Genomic DNA, 16,560 nt, shown 5'->3' with positions numbered 1-16,560 from the left:
CTAATTACTTGTAACTACTTATTATGCCTCAACAACTAGAAAACGCCATAGCAACATTATCTCAAAAGGGATATTTAAATATGGAAATTCCGAAAGGAATAGATTTGATAGCAGAAATAAACAAACTGCGTAAAGAAAAGAATGCAATTATACTTGCCCACTATTATCAAACTGGAGATATTCAGGATATAGCCGATTATTTGGGCGATAGTTTACAATTGGCTCGTGCTGCCGAAAAAACAGATGCCGATATGATTGTATTTTGCGGTGTGCATTTTATGGCTGAGACTGCAAAAATTGTAAATCCAACCAAAAAAGTGGTACTTCCCGATACATTGGCAGGATGTTCTTTAGCCGATTCATGCTCGGGTGAAGGTCTTAGAGAAATGCGGAAAAAATATCCCAATGCGATAGTAATAAGTTACATTAATTGCGATTCGACGGTAAAGGCCGAAAGCGATATTATAGTAACCTCATCCAATGCGGAGCATATTATAAATGCACTGCCCATGGATCAGGAAATAATATTTGCACCGGATAAAAATCTCGGAGCATACCTTAATCAGGTAACAGGTCGAAAAATGATTTTGTGGGATGGTGCTTGTTATGTGCATGAAGCATTCTCATTAGAAAGAATCGGTCAACAAATGCTCGACAATCCCAAAGCAAAATTGATAGCTCACCCCGAAGCTAAAGCTCCTCTTCTGAAAGTAGCCAGTTATGTGGGATCGACCTCTAATCTGTTGAAGTATGTAGTGGAAGACAGCGGCACTGAATATATTGTTGCCACCGAAGAAGGTATTTTACACGAGATGCAGAAAAAAGCTCCTAATAAGAAGCTTATTCCTGCCTTAGTAAATGACAAGAGCTGCAATTGTGGAGAGTGTGCATTTATGAAACTCAATACCATGCAAAAGCTTTACTTATGTATGAAATATGAGTTACCCGAGATAACATTGGATGAAGATTTACGCATAAAAGCACTTCAACCTATCAACAGAATGCTCGAAATGTCGAAAGCCATTAAGTAAAGGTCGAAGACCTTTTTATTACTTTGGACACATATAATAACCGTAGGCAGTTATAAAGATTTAAAAGATGATTTACACAGATATCTTAGTTATCGGATCGGGTATATCGGGTTTGTCGTATGCTCTGAAAGTAGCACAGGAAAGACCTGACGCCAAAATTACAATCATAACCAAATCGGACGACGAAGAGTCCAATACCAAATACGCACAGGGAGGGGTTGCAGTAGTAACCAATTTCGAAAAAGACAGCTTCGAGAAGCATATCGAAGATACACTGCGTGCAGGCGGAGGATTGTGCAATAGAGAAGTAGTCGAAATTGTGATTAAGGAAGGCCCTCAACGGATCAAGGAGATTATTGATTGGGGCGTTAACTTCGACAAAAACAGCAGCGACACATACGATTTAGGAAGAGAAGGCGGACATACAGAAAACCGTGTTATACACCACAAGGATATAACGGGAGCCGAAATAGAACGGGCACTCCTGCATGCCATCAATAAACTGGAGAATACTCAACTATTGAATCATCACTACGTAATAGACCTTATTACTGAACATCATATTCCCAATGAGCCTTTCGACAAATACAGCCTCAACTGTTATGGTGCTTATGTTTTAGACATCAAAACACAGCAGGTAAAAAAAATGTCGGCAAAAATCACCCTAATGGCAACAGGAGGATGTGGGCATGTATATAAAAACACGACGAACCCGATTATAGCAACAGGAGACGGCATAGGGTTGGCACATCGGGCAAAAGCCAAGATCAGCAATATGCAGTTTATACAGTTTCATCCTACTGCGTTTTACAGTAACCGGGCAGGTCAATTATCACTTATATCGGAAGCCGTAAGAGGATTCGGTGCAAAATTGCGGACAGCTGCAGGCGAACCTTTTATGCACAAATATGATGAAAGGGAAGAACTCGCTTCACGTGATATTGTTGCCAGAGCTATCGACAGCGAAATGAAGTTATTAGGCGACGATTATGTATGTTTGGATTGCAGATCGCTCGACAGAGAAGAATTTTTGAAACACTTCCCCAATATATACCAGCAATGTCTGGACGAAGGATACGATATGTTCAAAGACCTCATACCCGTTGTTCCTGCGAGCCATTACTTATGCGGAGGTATCGATGTGGATACATTCGGACAAAGTACTATTAAAAATATGTTTGCCGTTGGCGAATGTTCCAACACTGGATTACATGGTGCAAACCGATTGGCATCAAATTCTTTGCTCGAAGCATTGGTATTCGGACATCGGGCAGCTATCAAAACGGTTGAACGATTAAACGAAGATCAGTTCAATTATACCAACCTCAACAAAATACCCGAATGGGATGAAAAGGGCTTGAAGGTAAATGAAGAAATGGTTCTTCTTAACTATCTCCGTAAACAGCTACAGGTTTTGATGAGTGATCTTGTAGGTATTGTACGCTCGAACAGCCGCCTCGAAATGGCTAAACAAAAGGAAGAAGAGATATACAGGGCAGTAAAAGAGATATATAATTTCTCTTTCTTATCGCCTCAATTGTCAGAATTAAGAAACTTAGTAAGTGTAGCCTATCTGATTATCACACAAAGTATAGAACAAAAAGAAAACAGAGGGGCATTTTACAACAAAAGCTTAGATAAAAAATGAACAGACCGATATACGTAACCGATGAAAGATTACAGCATTTCATTTCCGAAGCCATAAAAGAAGATCTAGGAGACGGAGATCATTCTACATTGGCAAGTGTACCTGAGCATCTGCAACAAAGAGCCAGACTCTTGGTAAAGGATGACTGTGTACTTGCAGGTGTTGAGCTAGCTAAAGAAATATTTCATTATTACGATAAAAACCTAAAAATAGAAGTACTTAAAAACGATGGTGATCAAGCCTATAAAGGCGATATTGCTTTAATTGTAGAAGGATCGGCACGCTCTATTTTAAGTATGGAACGTTTCGTTCTGAACTGCATGCAACGCATGAGCGGTATTGCAACGTCTGCACGTGAAATGGCTTCGCTTGTATCTGAAACAAACACAAAAATATTGGATACACGCAAGACTACCCCCAATTTCCGTATGTGCGAAAAATGGGCTGTATATATCGGTGGGGCAACCAATCACCGTTATGGTCTCTATGATATGATTATGCTTAAAGATAATCACAACGATTATGCAGGAGGCATAACTCAAGCGGTGGCTTCGACTGTGAAATATTTACAGGACAATAACAAGTCGTTAAAAATAGAGGTTGAGACACGTAATCTGGAAGAAGTAAAAGAAGCCCTTGCAACTAATTCGGTAGATATCATTATGTTGGATAATATGACTATCGACCAGATGAGTGAGGCTGTAAAACTGATAGGCAACAAAGCTAAAACCGAAGCTTCGGGAGGTATAACCAAAGAATCGGTGCTGGCTATTGCAAAAACAGGTGTCGATTTTATATCCTCAGGATCGATCATTTATTCGGCTCCTAATATCGATCTCAGCCTGAAAGCATTTTAAGATCTTAGAGGTCTTTTCTTCAAAAAAAACTGCTTATCGTTGTTTTGCATACCAAAACAACAACTAGTTCTGCTAACTTAAATGATTTAAACAGGTCAATTAGGATAAATAACAGATATTTCTATCCATAAAAGATTAATTATTAGAAATTCTTTATATTTTTATAATGAAACCCAAATAAGTGTATCTTTACACTTTAAAGTCTCTGGTTTTTTCATTATCGATCTAAGTATAACTATGAATGCAAGTTATAACTTTAAAGTATAAGATTAAATTCTAATTTTTACTTAAAGACCTAAAAAAGTGATACTATTAGCAGAAAGCGGATCTACAAAAACAGAATGGTGTCTGGTAAATGAGGATGGAATAATTGAACGTTACTTAACAGATGGTATTAACCCCTACTTTCAATCGAGAAGGGAGATTAGCCATATTGTGCGTTTACAATTACCTCCTGTATTTTTCAAATTAAAATCAAACACCATCTATTTCTACGGAGCCGGTTGCTCTTCAACGGAAAAGAAAGATATTGTAAAAGCTTCTTTAGAAGCACAATTCAGAACTCCGGCGATAGTTGAAAGCGACCTTGTAGGTGCTGCACGATCTCTTTTCGGTAATGAGCAAGGAATAGCCTGTATTTTGGGAACAGGTTCTAACTCTTGTTTTTATGACGGAAATACAATTGTAAAGAATGTAAAATCACTCGGATATATTTTAGGAGACGAAGGTAGTGGAGCCTCATTAGGCAAAGCTTTTTTAGCTGATTGTTTAAAAGGATTGGCTCCGGAAGAACTGGCCTTGCCTTTTTTCGAGAAATACAGAATTGATCCTGAGCAGATCATGGATTACATCTATACTAAACCTTCTCCCAACAAACTGCTTTCGGTGCTTTCGCTCTTTCTTTATGAGCATCTCGAACATCCTTATGTGAAAGATTTAGTTTATCAGAATTTGAAATCGTTTTTCGTGAGAAATATTCTGCAATACGATTATAAGAATTACCCTGTACGTTTTGTGGGATCATTAGCCAATATGTATGCTAAGCTACTTAAAGAAATTGCCAAGGAATTAGGTGTTAAGATAGACTTCATACACGATAATCCGATTAACGGACTTATTGCATACCATAAATCAAAAGGACGGTTGTAAGGAATAGGTGACGAATAAACTAGATTTATCTGCTTGTTAATTAATTAATTTATCTTTCAAGAAATATCCGATATATCATCAATCCTACTTCGATTTTATTTGTAAATAAATTCTACTTAACCTCTCTGATAAAGTTGGCTTATACACTTGAAAATTATTTTCATATGCCATTTCAGCGTATGGTCGGCTTCTATATACATTCCCATCTCTGTCTTCCAATATAGCTAAACATCCGAAAATTTTCCGAACTTTATTTTCCGGTGAGATATAAATTTCAAAGACCGCTTTCACGATAAAGTCGTCAGGAAATCCATTGTTTATCAATTCTTTCTTAATCGTTTGCTGTAGAAAACGTAATTGACTTGTGATCTGCGTTATTTGGAGTTCTTTAGGAAATACTTTTTGATTTATAATGTCAATCTGAATATCCTTTACATTTTTTTCGTCAGCAGCATTCCAGATCCAATCTGCCATGTATCCCTTTTCACAGTAAAATAGTGTACTGAAATACTGCTGTATTAGACTGTTAGGAATTCCATTTAGATTTTTCTTTTTTCCCATTTCTTAGGATTTAGAATATTATTAAAGGACAAAGAGGTTTGATTTTTATAAAATCAACACAACCCTATCCTACATTCAACTTATCTTTCAGGAAATGACCTGTATGCGACTTGGCACATTTCGCAATTTGTTTAGGTGTACCTTCACAAACCACATTTCCACCTTCTTTTCCGCCTTCGGGACCTATGTCGATAATATGATCGGCACATTTGATAACATCCATATTATGCTCGATGATTATTACTGTATGACCTCTTGCAATCAACGAATCGAATGCTTTCAATAAAGTTTTTACGTCGTGAAAGTGAAGCCCTGTTGTAGGCTCATCGAAGATAAACAGAGTCGGTTCGGTTTTCTCTTCACCCAGATATGAAGCCAGTTTTACCCGTTGGTTTTCTCCACCCGAAAGTGTAGAAGAAGCCTGCCCCATCTTTATGTATCCCAATCCTACTTCCTGAAGCGTTTTAAGACGTTTTACGATTTTTTTCTCGGTGCTGCCTTTACCCTCTTCAAAGAATTCTATCGCTTGATCTACCGTCATTTCTAATACATCATAGATGCTGGAACCACGATATTCAACTTCAAGTATTTCCTGTTTAAAGCGTTTTCCTTTACATGCTTCACACTCGAGTGTAATATCTGCCATAAATTGCATCTCGATGGTAGTTTTACCATCACCTTTACATTCTTCGCATCTACCACCTTCGACATTGAACGAGAAGAAAGCAGGTGTAAAACTCATTTGTTTCGACAATTGCTGATCGGCAAAAAGCTTCCTTATCTCATCGTATGCTTTAATATAAGTAACCGGATTGGATCGTGACGACCGACCGATAGGATTCTGGTCAACCATTTCGACATTCTTGATCATCTTCAGATCACCTACCAACTCATTAAACTGAACGATACGGTCACTTGATCCCTTATAATGTTTTTGAAGTGCATTGTAAAATACATCGCAAACCAAAGACGATTTTCCCGATCCGCTGACTCCTGTTACTACAGTCATCACATTCAGTGGGAACTTAACATTTACGTTTTGAAGATTATTTTGTCTAGCACCTTTTATTTCAATAAAATTATTCCATTTACGTGTTTTAGCAGGTACAGCTATAGTTTCTTCGCCATTGAGATAGCGTACAGTATGACTGTTACTATTTTTATCAAGGTTAGCTAACGAACCCTGATAAACAAGTTCTCCGCCTAATCGTCCTGCCTGAGGACCGATATCTATAATATAATCGGCTGCACGGATTATCTCTTCATCATGTTCTACAACGACAACCGTATTTCCCAACCCTTGTAAATCACGTAATACCTTTATCAACAAATCGGTATCTCTGGAGTGCAATCCGATACTGGGTTCATCCAATATATATAATGACCCTACTAAGCTACTTCCCAGAGAGGTTGCCAGATTGATACGTTGGCTTTCTCCTCCCGATAAAGAGTTAGACAGACGGTTAAGTGTCAAATATCCTAAACCTACATTCAGAAGGAATTGTATACGGCTACGAATTTCGGTAAGCAAGCGTTTCCCTACTGCTGCATCTGTTTCGTCCAACTCCAGCTGATCGAAAAATATTTTTAATTCAGACACCGGCATAAGGACTAAATCGGCAATAGAACGTCCTCCGATTTTCACATATATAGCCTGAGGCTTCAATCGTGAACCTTTACAGGTCGGACAAGTCGTTTTTCCCCGATAACGGGCAAGCATAACCCGATATTGTATCTTATACTGATTCTCTTCGAGCATCTTAAAGAATGCATCGATACCCATTACACCGGGTGCTCCATGCCAAAGTAAATCTTTCTCTTTTTCGGTCAGTTTAAAATAAGGGCGATGAATGGGAAAATCACGGCTCGCCGTTGAATGTATAAATTCGTTTTTCCATTCGCTCATCTTCTCGCCTTTCCAGCAGAAAACAGCATCGTCATATACCGATAGTCCTTTATTAGGAATAACGAGGTCTTCGTCAATCCCAAGTACCAATCCGAAGCCTTCGCAATGAGGACATGCTCCTACAGGACTGTTGAAACTGAACATCATATCGGTTGGCTCTTCGAACTGGATACCATCTGCTTCGAAGCGTTTCGAGTAATCGTAACTTTCTATTCCCGATTCCGTATAATATCGGATAATACATTCTCCTTCACCTTCAAAAAAGGCTGTTTCGACCGATTCCGAGAATCGGTTTAATGTTGCCTTATCCGCCGATGTAGACAGACGGTCTATCACCAGTAAAACCTGAGAAGGATCGAGAACTTCTTTTGATTTAAGCAATTCATCTATCCGAATAAACTCTCCTTTAGATTCTACTCGGGAAAATCCCTCTTTTTGAAGAATATCCAATTGTTCTGCCAGAGTACGGTTTTCACGTAAGATGATTTTTGAAAGAACAACCAGTCGTGTACCTTCGGGATAAGTAAGCATCTTATCGGTAATATCTTTTACCTGGTGCTTCTTCACAATTTCTCCGGAAATAGGAGATATAGTTTTTCCTATACGGGCAAACAACAAACGGAGGTATTCGTATATCTCGGTAGATGTTCCGACAGTCGAACGTGGATTACGTGAGCTTACTTTTTGCTCGATAGCTATAGCAGGCGGAATTCCTTTGATATAGTCGCATTCGGGCTTGTTCATCCTGCCCAAAAACTGACGGGCATAGGATGATAAACTTTCCACATAACGCCTCTGTCCTTCGGCATATAAAGTGTCGAAAGCTAACGAGGATTTACCTGATCCCGACAATCCAGTGATAACAACAAATTTATTGCGGGGAATTTCGACATCAATATTTTTGAGGTTATTGACTCTTGCTCCTTTTATGAGTATATTTTTTTCTTCTGACATGTATTGTGTAAATGACAGTGTTTAATGATCTATTTCGGCAATACAACAACTAAGTGTTGGCATACTTGCAAATTATTAAAAGGTAGGATACCTTTTTGGAGGCACAAAGGTACAAAAAATACACCGCATTTATTGCTCAAACAATATCACTTTAATATTTGTTTATATATGAAATACACCATTTAATAAATTTAGAATATGGGATTTATCTGGTCAATCATCATTGGAATTATAGCAGGATTTGCTGCCGGGAAAATATTTAAAGGGAAAGGATTTGGCTTAATTGTCAATCTTATTGTAGGTATCATCGGGGGTGTATTGGGAGGATGGCTTTTCATTCTTCTGGGCATTAGTGCAAACGGTATTATTGGAAATCTGGTCATGTCGACAGTAGGTGCACTACTTCTACTCTGGATAATATCTTTGTTTAAACGGGAATAAATAATTATCGAAGAATAAAATAACCTCCCACTGGTTTTCACAATGGGAGGTTATTATTTTATATTGACTACTATCAATTCTATTATATCAATGGCATACCCATTTTTTGTGCTTCAGCACGCATATCGGCGGGCCAGATACCTGCTTGTATCTCACCAATATGTCCTTTACGAAGGAAGAACATACAAAGACGCGACTGCCCGATACCTCCTCCTATTGATAAAGGTAATGAACCTTCGATCAAACGTTTGTGGAAATATAAGTCTTTTTTAGACTCTTGCCCTTTTATTTTTAATTGTTCCAGAAGAACTTCTTTGTTCACACGAATACCCATGGAAGATAATTCCATAGCACGTCCCAATACAGGATTCCAAACAATAAGATCTCCGTTTAATCCCTTATATCCGTTTTCGCCTACAGTTGTCCAATCGTCATAATCGGGAGCACGCCCATCGTGTGGCTCTCCGTTACTCAATACACCGCCAATACCTATAATAAAAACAGCACCGTATTCTTTTGCAACTTTATCTTCTCTTTCTTTAGTGGTAAGATCAGGATATAATTGTAACAGTTCTTCGGAATGGATAAACTTAATTTCATTCGAAAGAATCGGCTTTATCTGAGGAAACATTTCATAAACCAAAAATTCGGTGCGAACCAATGCTGCATAGATACGTCTTACGATTCCTTTCAGGAAATCGATAGTACGGTTATGAGGGCATATCGCCATTTCCCAATCCCACTGATCTACATACAGAGAGTGTAAATTACCCAATTCTTCGTCTGCACGGATAGCATTCATGTCGGTATATATTCCATATCCGTCATTGATACCATAATCGGCAAGAGTCAATCGTTTCCATTTTGCTAATGAATGTACAATCTCGGCATACTCATCTCCCATATCTTTGATAGGAAAAGTAACTGCACGCTCTACTCCGTTCAAATCATCGTTGATTCCCATTCCCTTTAATACGAATAAGGGAGCGGTAACTCTTCTAAGTCTAAGTTCGGATGCAAGATTTTGTTGAAAGAAATCTTTTATTTGTTTTATGCCCAACTCTGTTTGTTGCAAATCGAGCAAAGCATGATATTGATCCGGTTTTATTAAATAACTCATATAAAGATAGCTAAGTGTTTCCTTTTTATTAAACAATTGGCAAAGTTAACCTATTTGTGTTATCCTGAAAACATTTATAGCTTTATTTTATACAATTTGATAATATATATAACATTTCATTAACAAAAGATTATATATTAAATCTTTAAAAACCCTTTATATGTTAGGGTTAAACCATTTTTTTGTTATGAATGGGCAATCCTCCCTATTACGTTTTTTAGCCAAAGGATAAAAAGCGGCAGCCTTAGCACATTTATTCTTTTGAAAAGACGGATAGTCTTTCATATACCCCAAATTAGTATTGTGAGGATATACATAATCACTTATGTTAATTAAGATTTCAGCTCCTTTAATTTCGTAATCACGAAAAATAGTACAGATACCCATCCCCTCCTGCCTGATCGTTTGCGTCTTAATTGTATCTCCCGTTACCCAATAAGTACCCCAAGAAGCGTATTGGCAAAAATTAGACTTGCCTCCATTCTCAAAACAATCGGTCAGATCAGAAATATTATTCGCAGTTGCAATCGTAAATAAGCCATCGGGATAAAACATAAAGACAGAAAAGAACGTAGAATCGCATTCTCTCCAGGTAACATAATAACCATCTATATTAATCAATGTATCGAGACCTGTATATTCCTTTGTATATGGATAGGTAAAATCTTTCGGCTTAACGGTTACACAAGCTGATAAGCCAATTATTAATATACATATCGTAAAGTAAAAATTTCTCATTATCAATATAGGGTATAAGGCTGATAAGTACCAACTTGAAGAAACTGATTCCGATATCCTGCCGATTTGAAATCGCCTGTATCGAAGAACTTACGATGCCATAGATTTTGTCCGAGGTATCCTCCCGTCTGATTGTTTAAACCATAACGGAGTATCAGATCTTTGTTTGTATAGCCGACATAGATCGGGCTTGAGATTTGCTTTCCTCCCAGGTATGTACCTTTTCGATTATAGGGTGACGCATCTGTTAAACCATTTATTTCAGTCGTATAGACATTTGTACCGACCATGAAGTGTTTATATCGAAGTTCTAAAGCAGCCGTCCGGTATCTGTCATAAATCGTAAATCCGGTAAAAGGGAGAGCCAGAATATCATCTTCGAATTTTAGGCTGAAATCATCTAACCTAAGACCTACAATTCCTGAGACTTGTTTACCGCCCTGATAATATTTATTGACCAAATACGAAGCTCCGTATCTGCCATCGTCATAATCTACTCCGGCAAAAGTAGTACCCAGTCCGAATTTCTCTTTGGCTTTATAGGCATCCAGCCCTGTTGAAAATGTCCAGTCACCAATCGTTTTAGATACGATTAACGAGCCACCCAAGCGAAAACCGTTTCTATCAGCCGATCCGGCAGTAAACAAGGCAACGATTGAAGCTTTTACTTCAAAACCGTTATTTCTATCCGCATTGAAAATATAAAGTGAAGTGTAACCATTATCATTTACTACCTGAGATTGCACGTTGAGTACAATGCTAAATAAAATCAATAAAATAATACTGGACGTTTTCACATTTTACCTTTATTATCTTTGCTTTTAAGATTATCAATAATAATCGTATTATAACTCTATTCGAGGTCAATAGAGAAAAATAATTGACCAAAATTTTTATCTAAAACCTTTTCAGTAGAATTAATATTTGTGCTTCTCATTGCTTGCCCAATTTTGATAAAAAGAGTTTTTTGTTTATCTGTATTAAAATTAGCCCCTTCCCTCTCAAAATCAGCTAAACTCTCAATAACCTCTTTACTTCCATAAATAGAAATTTTGATTTTAGCTTCTGTTAGTACTGATAAATATTCTCGTTTTTTCTCTTCGTCATTAAATCTATGAGACATTGAAAGTCCAGCCACAGCTCGTAAATAATCTGTATATGCTTGGGTTTCTAAAGCTCTTTTCAATTGTCGGTTATCTTTATTTTTTGAAAAGTGAAATTGAAGAAACGCTCCAACTATAACCCCTACAATTGGCAATGTATTAAGTAGTAAAGCTTCCATATTTATTTTTTTAGTCTATTCAATAATTAAAACATTATAAACTCAGAACAAATTTAACAACAGCATCATTTACATTTATCAATTAAGGTTATTCTACTTCAATCACCAATCCCAACGTAATATAGCAAACGAATCCTTTGACGTTATTATAACCCATTTTTTTGATCTGGGTCATATAGTTTTTCACTTGTTTGAGGTATTTTTTTTCTTCTTTCTCTCCGAATTTATAATCTATAACTATAATTTCGCCCGCCCGCATCATAACCCTGTCGGGACGGATAAATGTACCGTTGGGCTGTAATATTTCGACCTCATTCAACACCTTATATTCTTCGGTGTACCAAGGTTCGATTTGCGGATTAGACAAATAGTCATTCAAAAGCAGAGTTATTTTGGTTCTCTCCTCTTCGGTTATTTCACCCGATAACTGATAAGTCTCTACCACTTTATCTAAATCTGCCAACGATGTTACTTTACTTACAATTTCGTGCATAAGAGTACCATATTCACGTTGCCCGTTTTCGGAAAAGAAGTACTTGTTGTTTAATCGTAGTTTCAGCCTGTCGTCAAAAGATATACTGGCTAATGCACCGATACTGACCTCATCGTCCGATAAAGTATCTGAACCTCTTTGTGACAAGGAATCGCCTTTACTCTCGCCCAACTCGAAACAATCGGATTCCTGATCCATTGATTCTTGTAACGACACAAAGATTTTACCCTCTTGTGGTTTTGCTTCTGCATGAATGCAAGTCCACAAAAGAGACGAGATCGAATTAATCCCCTTTTGCTTTTCTTTAGGCTTGGGTGAGAATATAATCAAATCGTTCTTAGCACGGGTAAGAGCTACATAAAGCACATTGAAGTTATCGATAAAGGCATGCAGTTTTTCATCAAAATATTCATAGGCAAAGATGGTATTCTTTAGCTTCTGAGAATATTTTACGGGGACAAGCTGCAATTGGTTGAAAGGCTCGAATCGAGGCTGACACCAAAGGATGGTAGGCATCTTATGGTCTATATCCCAATGTCCGAAAGGAAGAAGTACAACTTCGAAACCCAATCCTTTCGATTTATGGATAGTCATAATTCGTATGGCATCCTGCCCGTCGGGTGTGAATATGGTTTTGGTTTGTCCGCTTTCGTCCCACCATTGAAGGAAGGAATCAAGATCGGACGAATGTTTCACCGAGAAATCGAGAACCATATCCATAAACGCTTGTATATAGATATTCTCGTTACTTTCCATGGCTTCTTTGAAAAGATCAAAAATCTCCTCGGTCATTTCATAGAGGGGAAGTTCTTTGATCCGATTCAATTCAACAGAGACTTCTTCGGGAAAATCATCGGAATTAGAAAGGTGTGTACATATTGTTTCTTCGGGTGTAAGCTGATCTTTAAACTTGAAATATTCGTAAATAGCCAATGTCCTCAATGTGAAATCGGAGGGGTTACGCAAATACTTCAATAACGAAACAACCAACTTTATACTCTTAGAGTTCTTGATAAATAATGCCTCATCCGAAATAATATCGTATCTGTATTTCGAATTTTTCTGTAAGTTTTTATACTCCAAAAGCCGGTTTGCCACCTCTGCACCTTCTTTCTTGGTACGGACTAATATGGCAATGTCTCTCAGCGAATATCCTTTATCCTGAAGTTCTTCGATCGTATGTGGCAACTGATCCAGTACATAAGCCTGCCAGTTGCTATTTTCTTCGGTGTCTACAAAATGAACCTTCACATGTCCCGAAAGATTCCCTTTCTTTTTGTCGGGAAGGTATTGATAAGAATCTTTATAAGCGTTTTCGATACGTGTATACAAAGGAGCTAAAGCCTCGTCATATGTTATATCGGCTAACGTTTCATTAAACAGGTTTTGCAATAACTTCGAACCTATTTCGAAAACAGCATTATTAAAATTGATGACGTTTTCGCCGCTTCTCCAGTTCATATCGAGCGATTTATGAATAACACCGTTGGTTTTAAAATCTATATCAAGTTGCTCATCCAATAGTTTCCAATCGGAATTACGCCAGCGATAGATACTTTGTTTTACATCACCTACAATAAGATTCTTGTTTCCGGCAGAAAGACTGTCTCTCACCAAAGGCAAAAAGTTTTTCCACTGCATATTGGATGTGTCCTGAAACTCATCTATCATATAATGATCAACACGGGTACCGACTTTTTCATATACAAACGGAGTATCTGTGCCTTCAATAATCTTATTGAGTAATTCGGTAGTATCCGAAATTAGCATCACATTATTTTCGGCTGCATATTCCCTCACTTTTTTGTCTACATCGCCCAATATGCCCAATGTGAAAAAGTAACGGTTTATTTCGTAAGCTGTCTGATAAGTTGCCGAATTATCATAGTGGGCAATTATATCATTTACACAATCATTCAAGCCATTGCCAAATGCATCTTCTATTTTAGATTTTGCATCGGCAGGAGTAGTTTTTGTATACCAGCCCGAGACATCGTCAGGTAGTTTACGAAAAGTATCGGTCGGTTCTTTTATTTCGCCTGTTGCCCACTTCAAAAAGCTAAAGAAAGTAGATCGTGCTCCTCCTTTAAAATCTTCGGGACGAAGATCGAACCTCACCATTATATTAAGTGCCTTCTCGGCAATTTCTTTCGACCTTTTTTCGTATTGTTGAATATAGATTATCAGCGTTTTTTTATAATCGTCCAACAGGGTTTTATCGGCAATGTCGGCTTGTATCTGATCGCTGAAAGCTTTGTAGGTTTCTTTGAAAATTTCGGTGGATAGCGATTGTATATCGTTACGGATATTCCACGTTTCGCCACTTTCTATTTTTTCTTCGGAAAAACGTATCAGCCAATCGAGCAACTGTTCATTCTCGGCTCGTTCCAGATCGTAAAGCATCGAGTCGATTGCTTCGCCCAGAACTTTACCTGTATCGAGTTCTACATTATACCCTCCCCCCAAACCAATTTCACGGGTAAAAGCCCGCATGGTTTGTTGAAAGAATCGGTCAATGGTACTGATCGAAAAAGACGAATAGTCGTGAAGTATACTAATCAATATCTTTCGAGCCTGTGCCCTCACCCACTCTTCGGGTTTGCGGTATTCTTTGGTCAGCGTCTTTACATAATCGGAAGGTTTATCCGATGCCAGTTTTGCCAGTTCTTCGATAATACGGCTTTTCATTTCCTCGGTAGCCTTATTGGTAAAGGTTACGGCCAGAATATGTTTGTACGAAAAAGGGGAAGAAAAAAGCAACAAGAGGTACTCCTCCGTCAGTCGGTGTGTTTTACCCGATCCGGCAGAAGCTTTATAAACGGTCAGGTTTGCACTATCAGATGATTCGTGCCTTAGCATATCCGTCTTTTTGTAACAGCTCTAAAACTTTGGTTCTGAAATCGCCTTGAAGAAGAATTTCTCCGTCACGGGCAGAACCTCCCACGCCACAACGAGTTTTAAGTGATTTTGCCAAGTCCTGCAAATCGTCATCCGATCCAACAAAATTAGTAATCAGTGTTACCGATTTACCTTTGCGGTTTCTCTTATCAAGTTCTATTCTGAGAAGTTGCTTTTCTTTGGGTAAGGCAACTACCTCTTCTTCGTCTTCCGAATCATATTTATAATCGGGATTGGTCGAATAAACCACATTTAAGCGGTCTTTCCAGTCATTATTCGTTTTCATAACAGTTAAGTATGTAAATAAGCCAAATACGTAAGGTCTGTGACCTTAATTACTGAATCAAATATACTTAAAAATTGTCAGATTGAAAGAGAAATCTGTCATCTGAAATTTTCGGCGTGCTTTTTGTAGAGATATGAACATAACAAGAATACCAATTGTTTGATAGACTAAGGTCACAGACCTTTTTACTATTTTGATCGGCTATATTACTCAACTATACTTTGATAAAAAGGATAGTAATAAACATTTAACGCTAGTTTAATTAAGTAGTTATGATTCACTTTAAAACCATAGAACTATCCGATAAGCCCCAAATAGATGCTTGTCTGGATGGCAATACTTTCCGTGCATGCGATTTCAGTTTTACCAATATGTTTGCATGGAATGCTAAATTCAAAACCCAATACGACATTCAACACAAAACTCTATTTCTTAAGTTTCTCGAAACAGATGGCAAGGTATATTATATGATGCCTATTGGCCCTATGCCCATAAATGAGGCTATCAATATATTACAGGCGGATGCAAAAGCGTCGAATATTCCTTTTCAGATGAAGGGCATCACCGCCGAAATGTGGGAAATGATCAATAAAAAAATGCCCAATCAATTCAAATATATACACGAACGTAACAATGACGAATATATCTACCTATCATCTAAATTGATTTCGCTTTCGGGCAAGAAGCTTCAAAGTAAACGCAACCATATCAACCGATTTAAGATTGACAATCCCGACTGGCAATATTTTCCTCTGACAAACAAAAAAGAGCTGAGTGAATGTGTGACCATGCTCAATGAGTGGGAAAACATTAAAGAGGATAAAGACAGATCGCTCCAATATGATTATATTGCAACCCGATTGATGTTAGAGCATTTCGACGAACTGCAATTGACTGGAGGAGCTATCCGTGTAAACGGAAAAATCATAGCCTTTACAATAGGCGAAAAGTTAACGGAAGATACTTTTGTAGTACATGTTGAAAAGGCTTTCGGTGAAATTAACGGAGCTTACACCATAATTAATCAGCAATTTATAGAACACGAAGCTTCTAAATTCAAATATATCAATCGTGAGGAAGATATGGGATTGGAGCCATTGAGAAAAGCCAAACTCTCGTATCAGCCCGATATTTTATTAGAGGAAGGAGTATTGGTTCCTTGCTGAGCGAAATAATGCAGTAAACAACTTAAATAG

14 protein-coding genes are annotated in these 16,560 nt (G+C 37.7%); 6 read left to right on the top strand and 8 right to left on the bottom strand.

Translation table 11 applies throughout. The annotated features are described in order from the left end of the window. Positions 1–23: 23 nt before the first annotated feature. The 4 genes from nadA (at position 24) to G7051_RS08180 (ending at position 4,685) form a co-directional block, all read left to right on the top strand. Positions 24–1,031, top strand: a complete 1,008-nt coding sequence (nadA, locus tag G7051_RS08195; RefSeq protein WP_166199490.1) for a quinolinate synthase NadA — start codon at positions 24–26, stop codon at positions 1,029–1,031. Between the two features lie 67 nt (positions 1,032–1,098). After that, the gene (gene nadB, locus G7051_RS08190) at positions 1,099–2,679 is read left to right on the top strand and encodes an L-aspartate oxidase (RefSeq protein WP_166199488.1); all 1,581 of its coding nucleotides are present in this window, start codon (positions 1,099–1,101) and stop codon (positions 2,677–2,679) included. After that, the gene (nadC, locus tag G7051_RS08185) at positions 2,676–3,536 is read left to right on the top strand and encodes a carboxylating nicotinate-nucleotide diphosphorylase (protein WP_166199486.1); all 861 of its coding nucleotides are present in this window, start codon (positions 2,676–2,678) and stop codon (positions 3,534–3,536) included. Before nadB ends, nadC begins: the two co-directional genes overlap by 4 nt. 303 nt (positions 3,537–3,839) lie before the next feature. After that, on the top strand, positions 3,840–4,685 hold the full coding sequence (locus tag G7051_RS08180; protein WP_166199484.1) for a hypothetical protein: 846 nt from the start codon (positions 3,840–3,842) through the stop codon (positions 4,683–4,685). A gap of 84 nt (positions 4,686–4,769) precedes the next feature. Here the strand turns inward: G7051_RS08180 and G7051_RS08175 are convergent, their stop codons facing one another. Both G7051_RS08175 and uvrA read right to left on the bottom strand, forming a co-directional pair. Beyond that, the gene (locus G7051_RS08175; protein ID WP_166199482.1) at positions 4,770–5,246 is read right to left on the bottom strand and encodes a hypothetical protein; all 477 of its coding nucleotides are present in this window, start codon (positions 5,244–5,246) and stop codon (positions 4,770–4,772) included. A gap of 64 nt (positions 5,247–5,310) precedes the next feature. Then, positions 5,311–8,106, bottom strand: a complete 2,796-nt coding sequence (gene uvrA, locus G7051_RS08170; protein WP_166199479.1) for an excinuclease ABC subunit UvrA — start codon at positions 8,104–8,106, stop codon at positions 5,311–5,313. Between the two features lie 198 nt (positions 8,107–8,304). Here uvrA and G7051_RS08165 point away from each other — a divergent pair, with 198 nt between their 5' ends. Next, the gene (locus G7051_RS08165) at positions 8,305–8,547 is read left to right on the top strand and encodes a GlsB/YeaQ/YmgE family stress response membrane protein (RefSeq protein WP_166113541.1); all 243 of its coding nucleotides are present in this window, start codon (positions 8,305–8,307) and stop codon (positions 8,545–8,547) included. Between the two features lie 82 nt (positions 8,548–8,629). Here the strand turns inward: G7051_RS08165 and asnA are convergent, their stop codons facing one another. From asnA to G7051_RS08135, 6 genes are all read right to left on the bottom strand, one after another. Beyond that, a complete protein-coding gene (asnA, locus tag G7051_RS08160) occupies positions 8,630–9,667 on the bottom strand; it encodes an aspartate--ammonia ligase (protein WP_166199477.1) in 1,038 nt (345 codons plus the stop codon). A gap of 156 nt (positions 9,668–9,823) precedes the next feature. Continuing rightward, positions 9,824–10,405, bottom strand: coding sequence for a hypothetical protein (locus G7051_RS08155; protein WP_166199475.1), 582 nt, complete (start codon positions 10,403–10,405; stop codon positions 9,824–9,826). 2 nt (positions 10,406–10,407) lie between these two features. Next, positions 10,408–11,202, bottom strand: coding sequence for a polymorphic toxin type 23 domain-containing protein (locus G7051_RS08150; RefSeq protein WP_166199473.1), 795 nt, complete (start codon positions 11,200–11,202; stop codon positions 10,408–10,410). A 56-nt stretch (positions 11,203–11,258) separates the two neighbouring features. Beyond that, complete coding sequence (locus G7051_RS08145; RefSeq protein ID WP_166199471.1) at positions 11,259–11,687, bottom strand: hypothetical protein; 429 nt, start codon at positions 11,685–11,687, stop codon at positions 11,259–11,261. Between the two features lie 88 nt (positions 11,688–11,775). Further along, complete coding sequence (locus G7051_RS08140) at positions 11,776–15,039, bottom strand: exodeoxyribonuclease V subunit beta (protein ID WP_166199469.1); 3,264 nt, start codon at positions 15,037–15,039, stop codon at positions 11,776–11,778. Next, the gene (locus tag G7051_RS08135; protein WP_166113525.1) at positions 15,017–15,364 is read right to left on the bottom strand and encodes a translation initiation factor; all 348 of its coding nucleotides are present in this window, start codon (positions 15,362–15,364) and stop codon (positions 15,017–15,019) included. Before G7051_RS08135 ends, G7051_RS08140 begins: the two co-directional genes overlap by 23 nt. Before the next feature lie 272 nt (positions 15,365–15,636). Here G7051_RS08135 and G7051_RS08130 point away from each other — a divergent pair, with 272 nt between their 5' ends. Further along, positions 15,637–16,530, top strand: a complete 894-nt coding sequence (locus tag G7051_RS08130; protein ID WP_166199467.1) for a DUF2156 domain-containing protein — start codon at positions 15,637–15,639, stop codon at positions 16,528–16,530. Positions 16,531–16,560: the final 30 nt, after the last annotated feature.

The sequence above is a fragment of the Dysgonomonas sp. HDW5B genome, assembly GCF_011299335.1.
In the GTDB taxonomy this organism is placed as follows: Bacteria; Bacteroidota; Bacteroidia; order Bacteroidales; family Dysgonomonadaceae; genus Dysgonomonas_A.
The sequence above is the reverse complement of the archived record's forward strand: the minus strand, read 5'-3'. Positions and strand labels throughout refer to the sequence as shown.

Coding starts and splice junctions, on each gene's coding strand:
- nadA (WP_166199490.1), top strand. CDS start 24: ATGCCTCAACAACTAGAAAACGCCATAGCAACATTATCTCAAAAGGGA.
- nadB (WP_166199488.1), top strand. CDS start 1,099: ATGATTTACACAGATATCTTAGTTATCGGATCGGGTATATCGGGTTTG.
- nadC (WP_166199486.1), top strand. CDS start 2,676: ATGAACAGACCGATATACGTAACCGATGAAAGATTACAGCATTTCATT.
- G7051_RS08175 (WP_166199482.1), bottom strand. CDS start 5,246: ATGGGAAAAAAGAAAAATCTAAATGGAATTCCTAACAGTCTAATACAG.
- uvrA (WP_166199479.1), bottom strand. CDS start 8,106: ATGTCAGAAGAAAAAAATATACTCATAAAAGGAGCAAGAGTCAATAAC.
- G7051_RS08165 (WP_166113541.1), top strand. CDS start 8,305: ATGGGATTTATCTGGTCAATCATCATTGGAATTATAGCAGGATTTGCT.
- asnA (WP_166199477.1), bottom strand. CDS start 9,667: ATGAGTTATTTAATAAAACCGGATCAATATCATGCTTTGCTCGATTTG.
- G7051_RS08155 (WP_166199475.1), bottom strand. CDS start 10,405: ATGAGAAATTTTTACTTTACGATATGTATATTAATAATTGGCTTATCA.
- G7051_RS08145 (WP_166199471.1), bottom strand. CDS start 11,687: ATGGAAGCTTTACTACTTAATACATTGCCAATTGTAGGGGTTATAGTT.
- G7051_RS08140 (WP_166199469.1), bottom strand. CDS start 15,039: ATGCTAAGGCACGAATCATCTGATAGTGCAAACCTGACCGTTTATAAA.
- G7051_RS08135 (WP_166113525.1), bottom strand. CDS start 15,364: ATGAAAACGAATAATGACTGGAAAGACCGCTTAAATGTGGTTTATTCG.
- G7051_RS08130 (WP_166199467.1), top strand. CDS start 15,637: ATGATTCACTTTAAAACCATAGAACTATCCGATAAGCCCCAAATAGAT.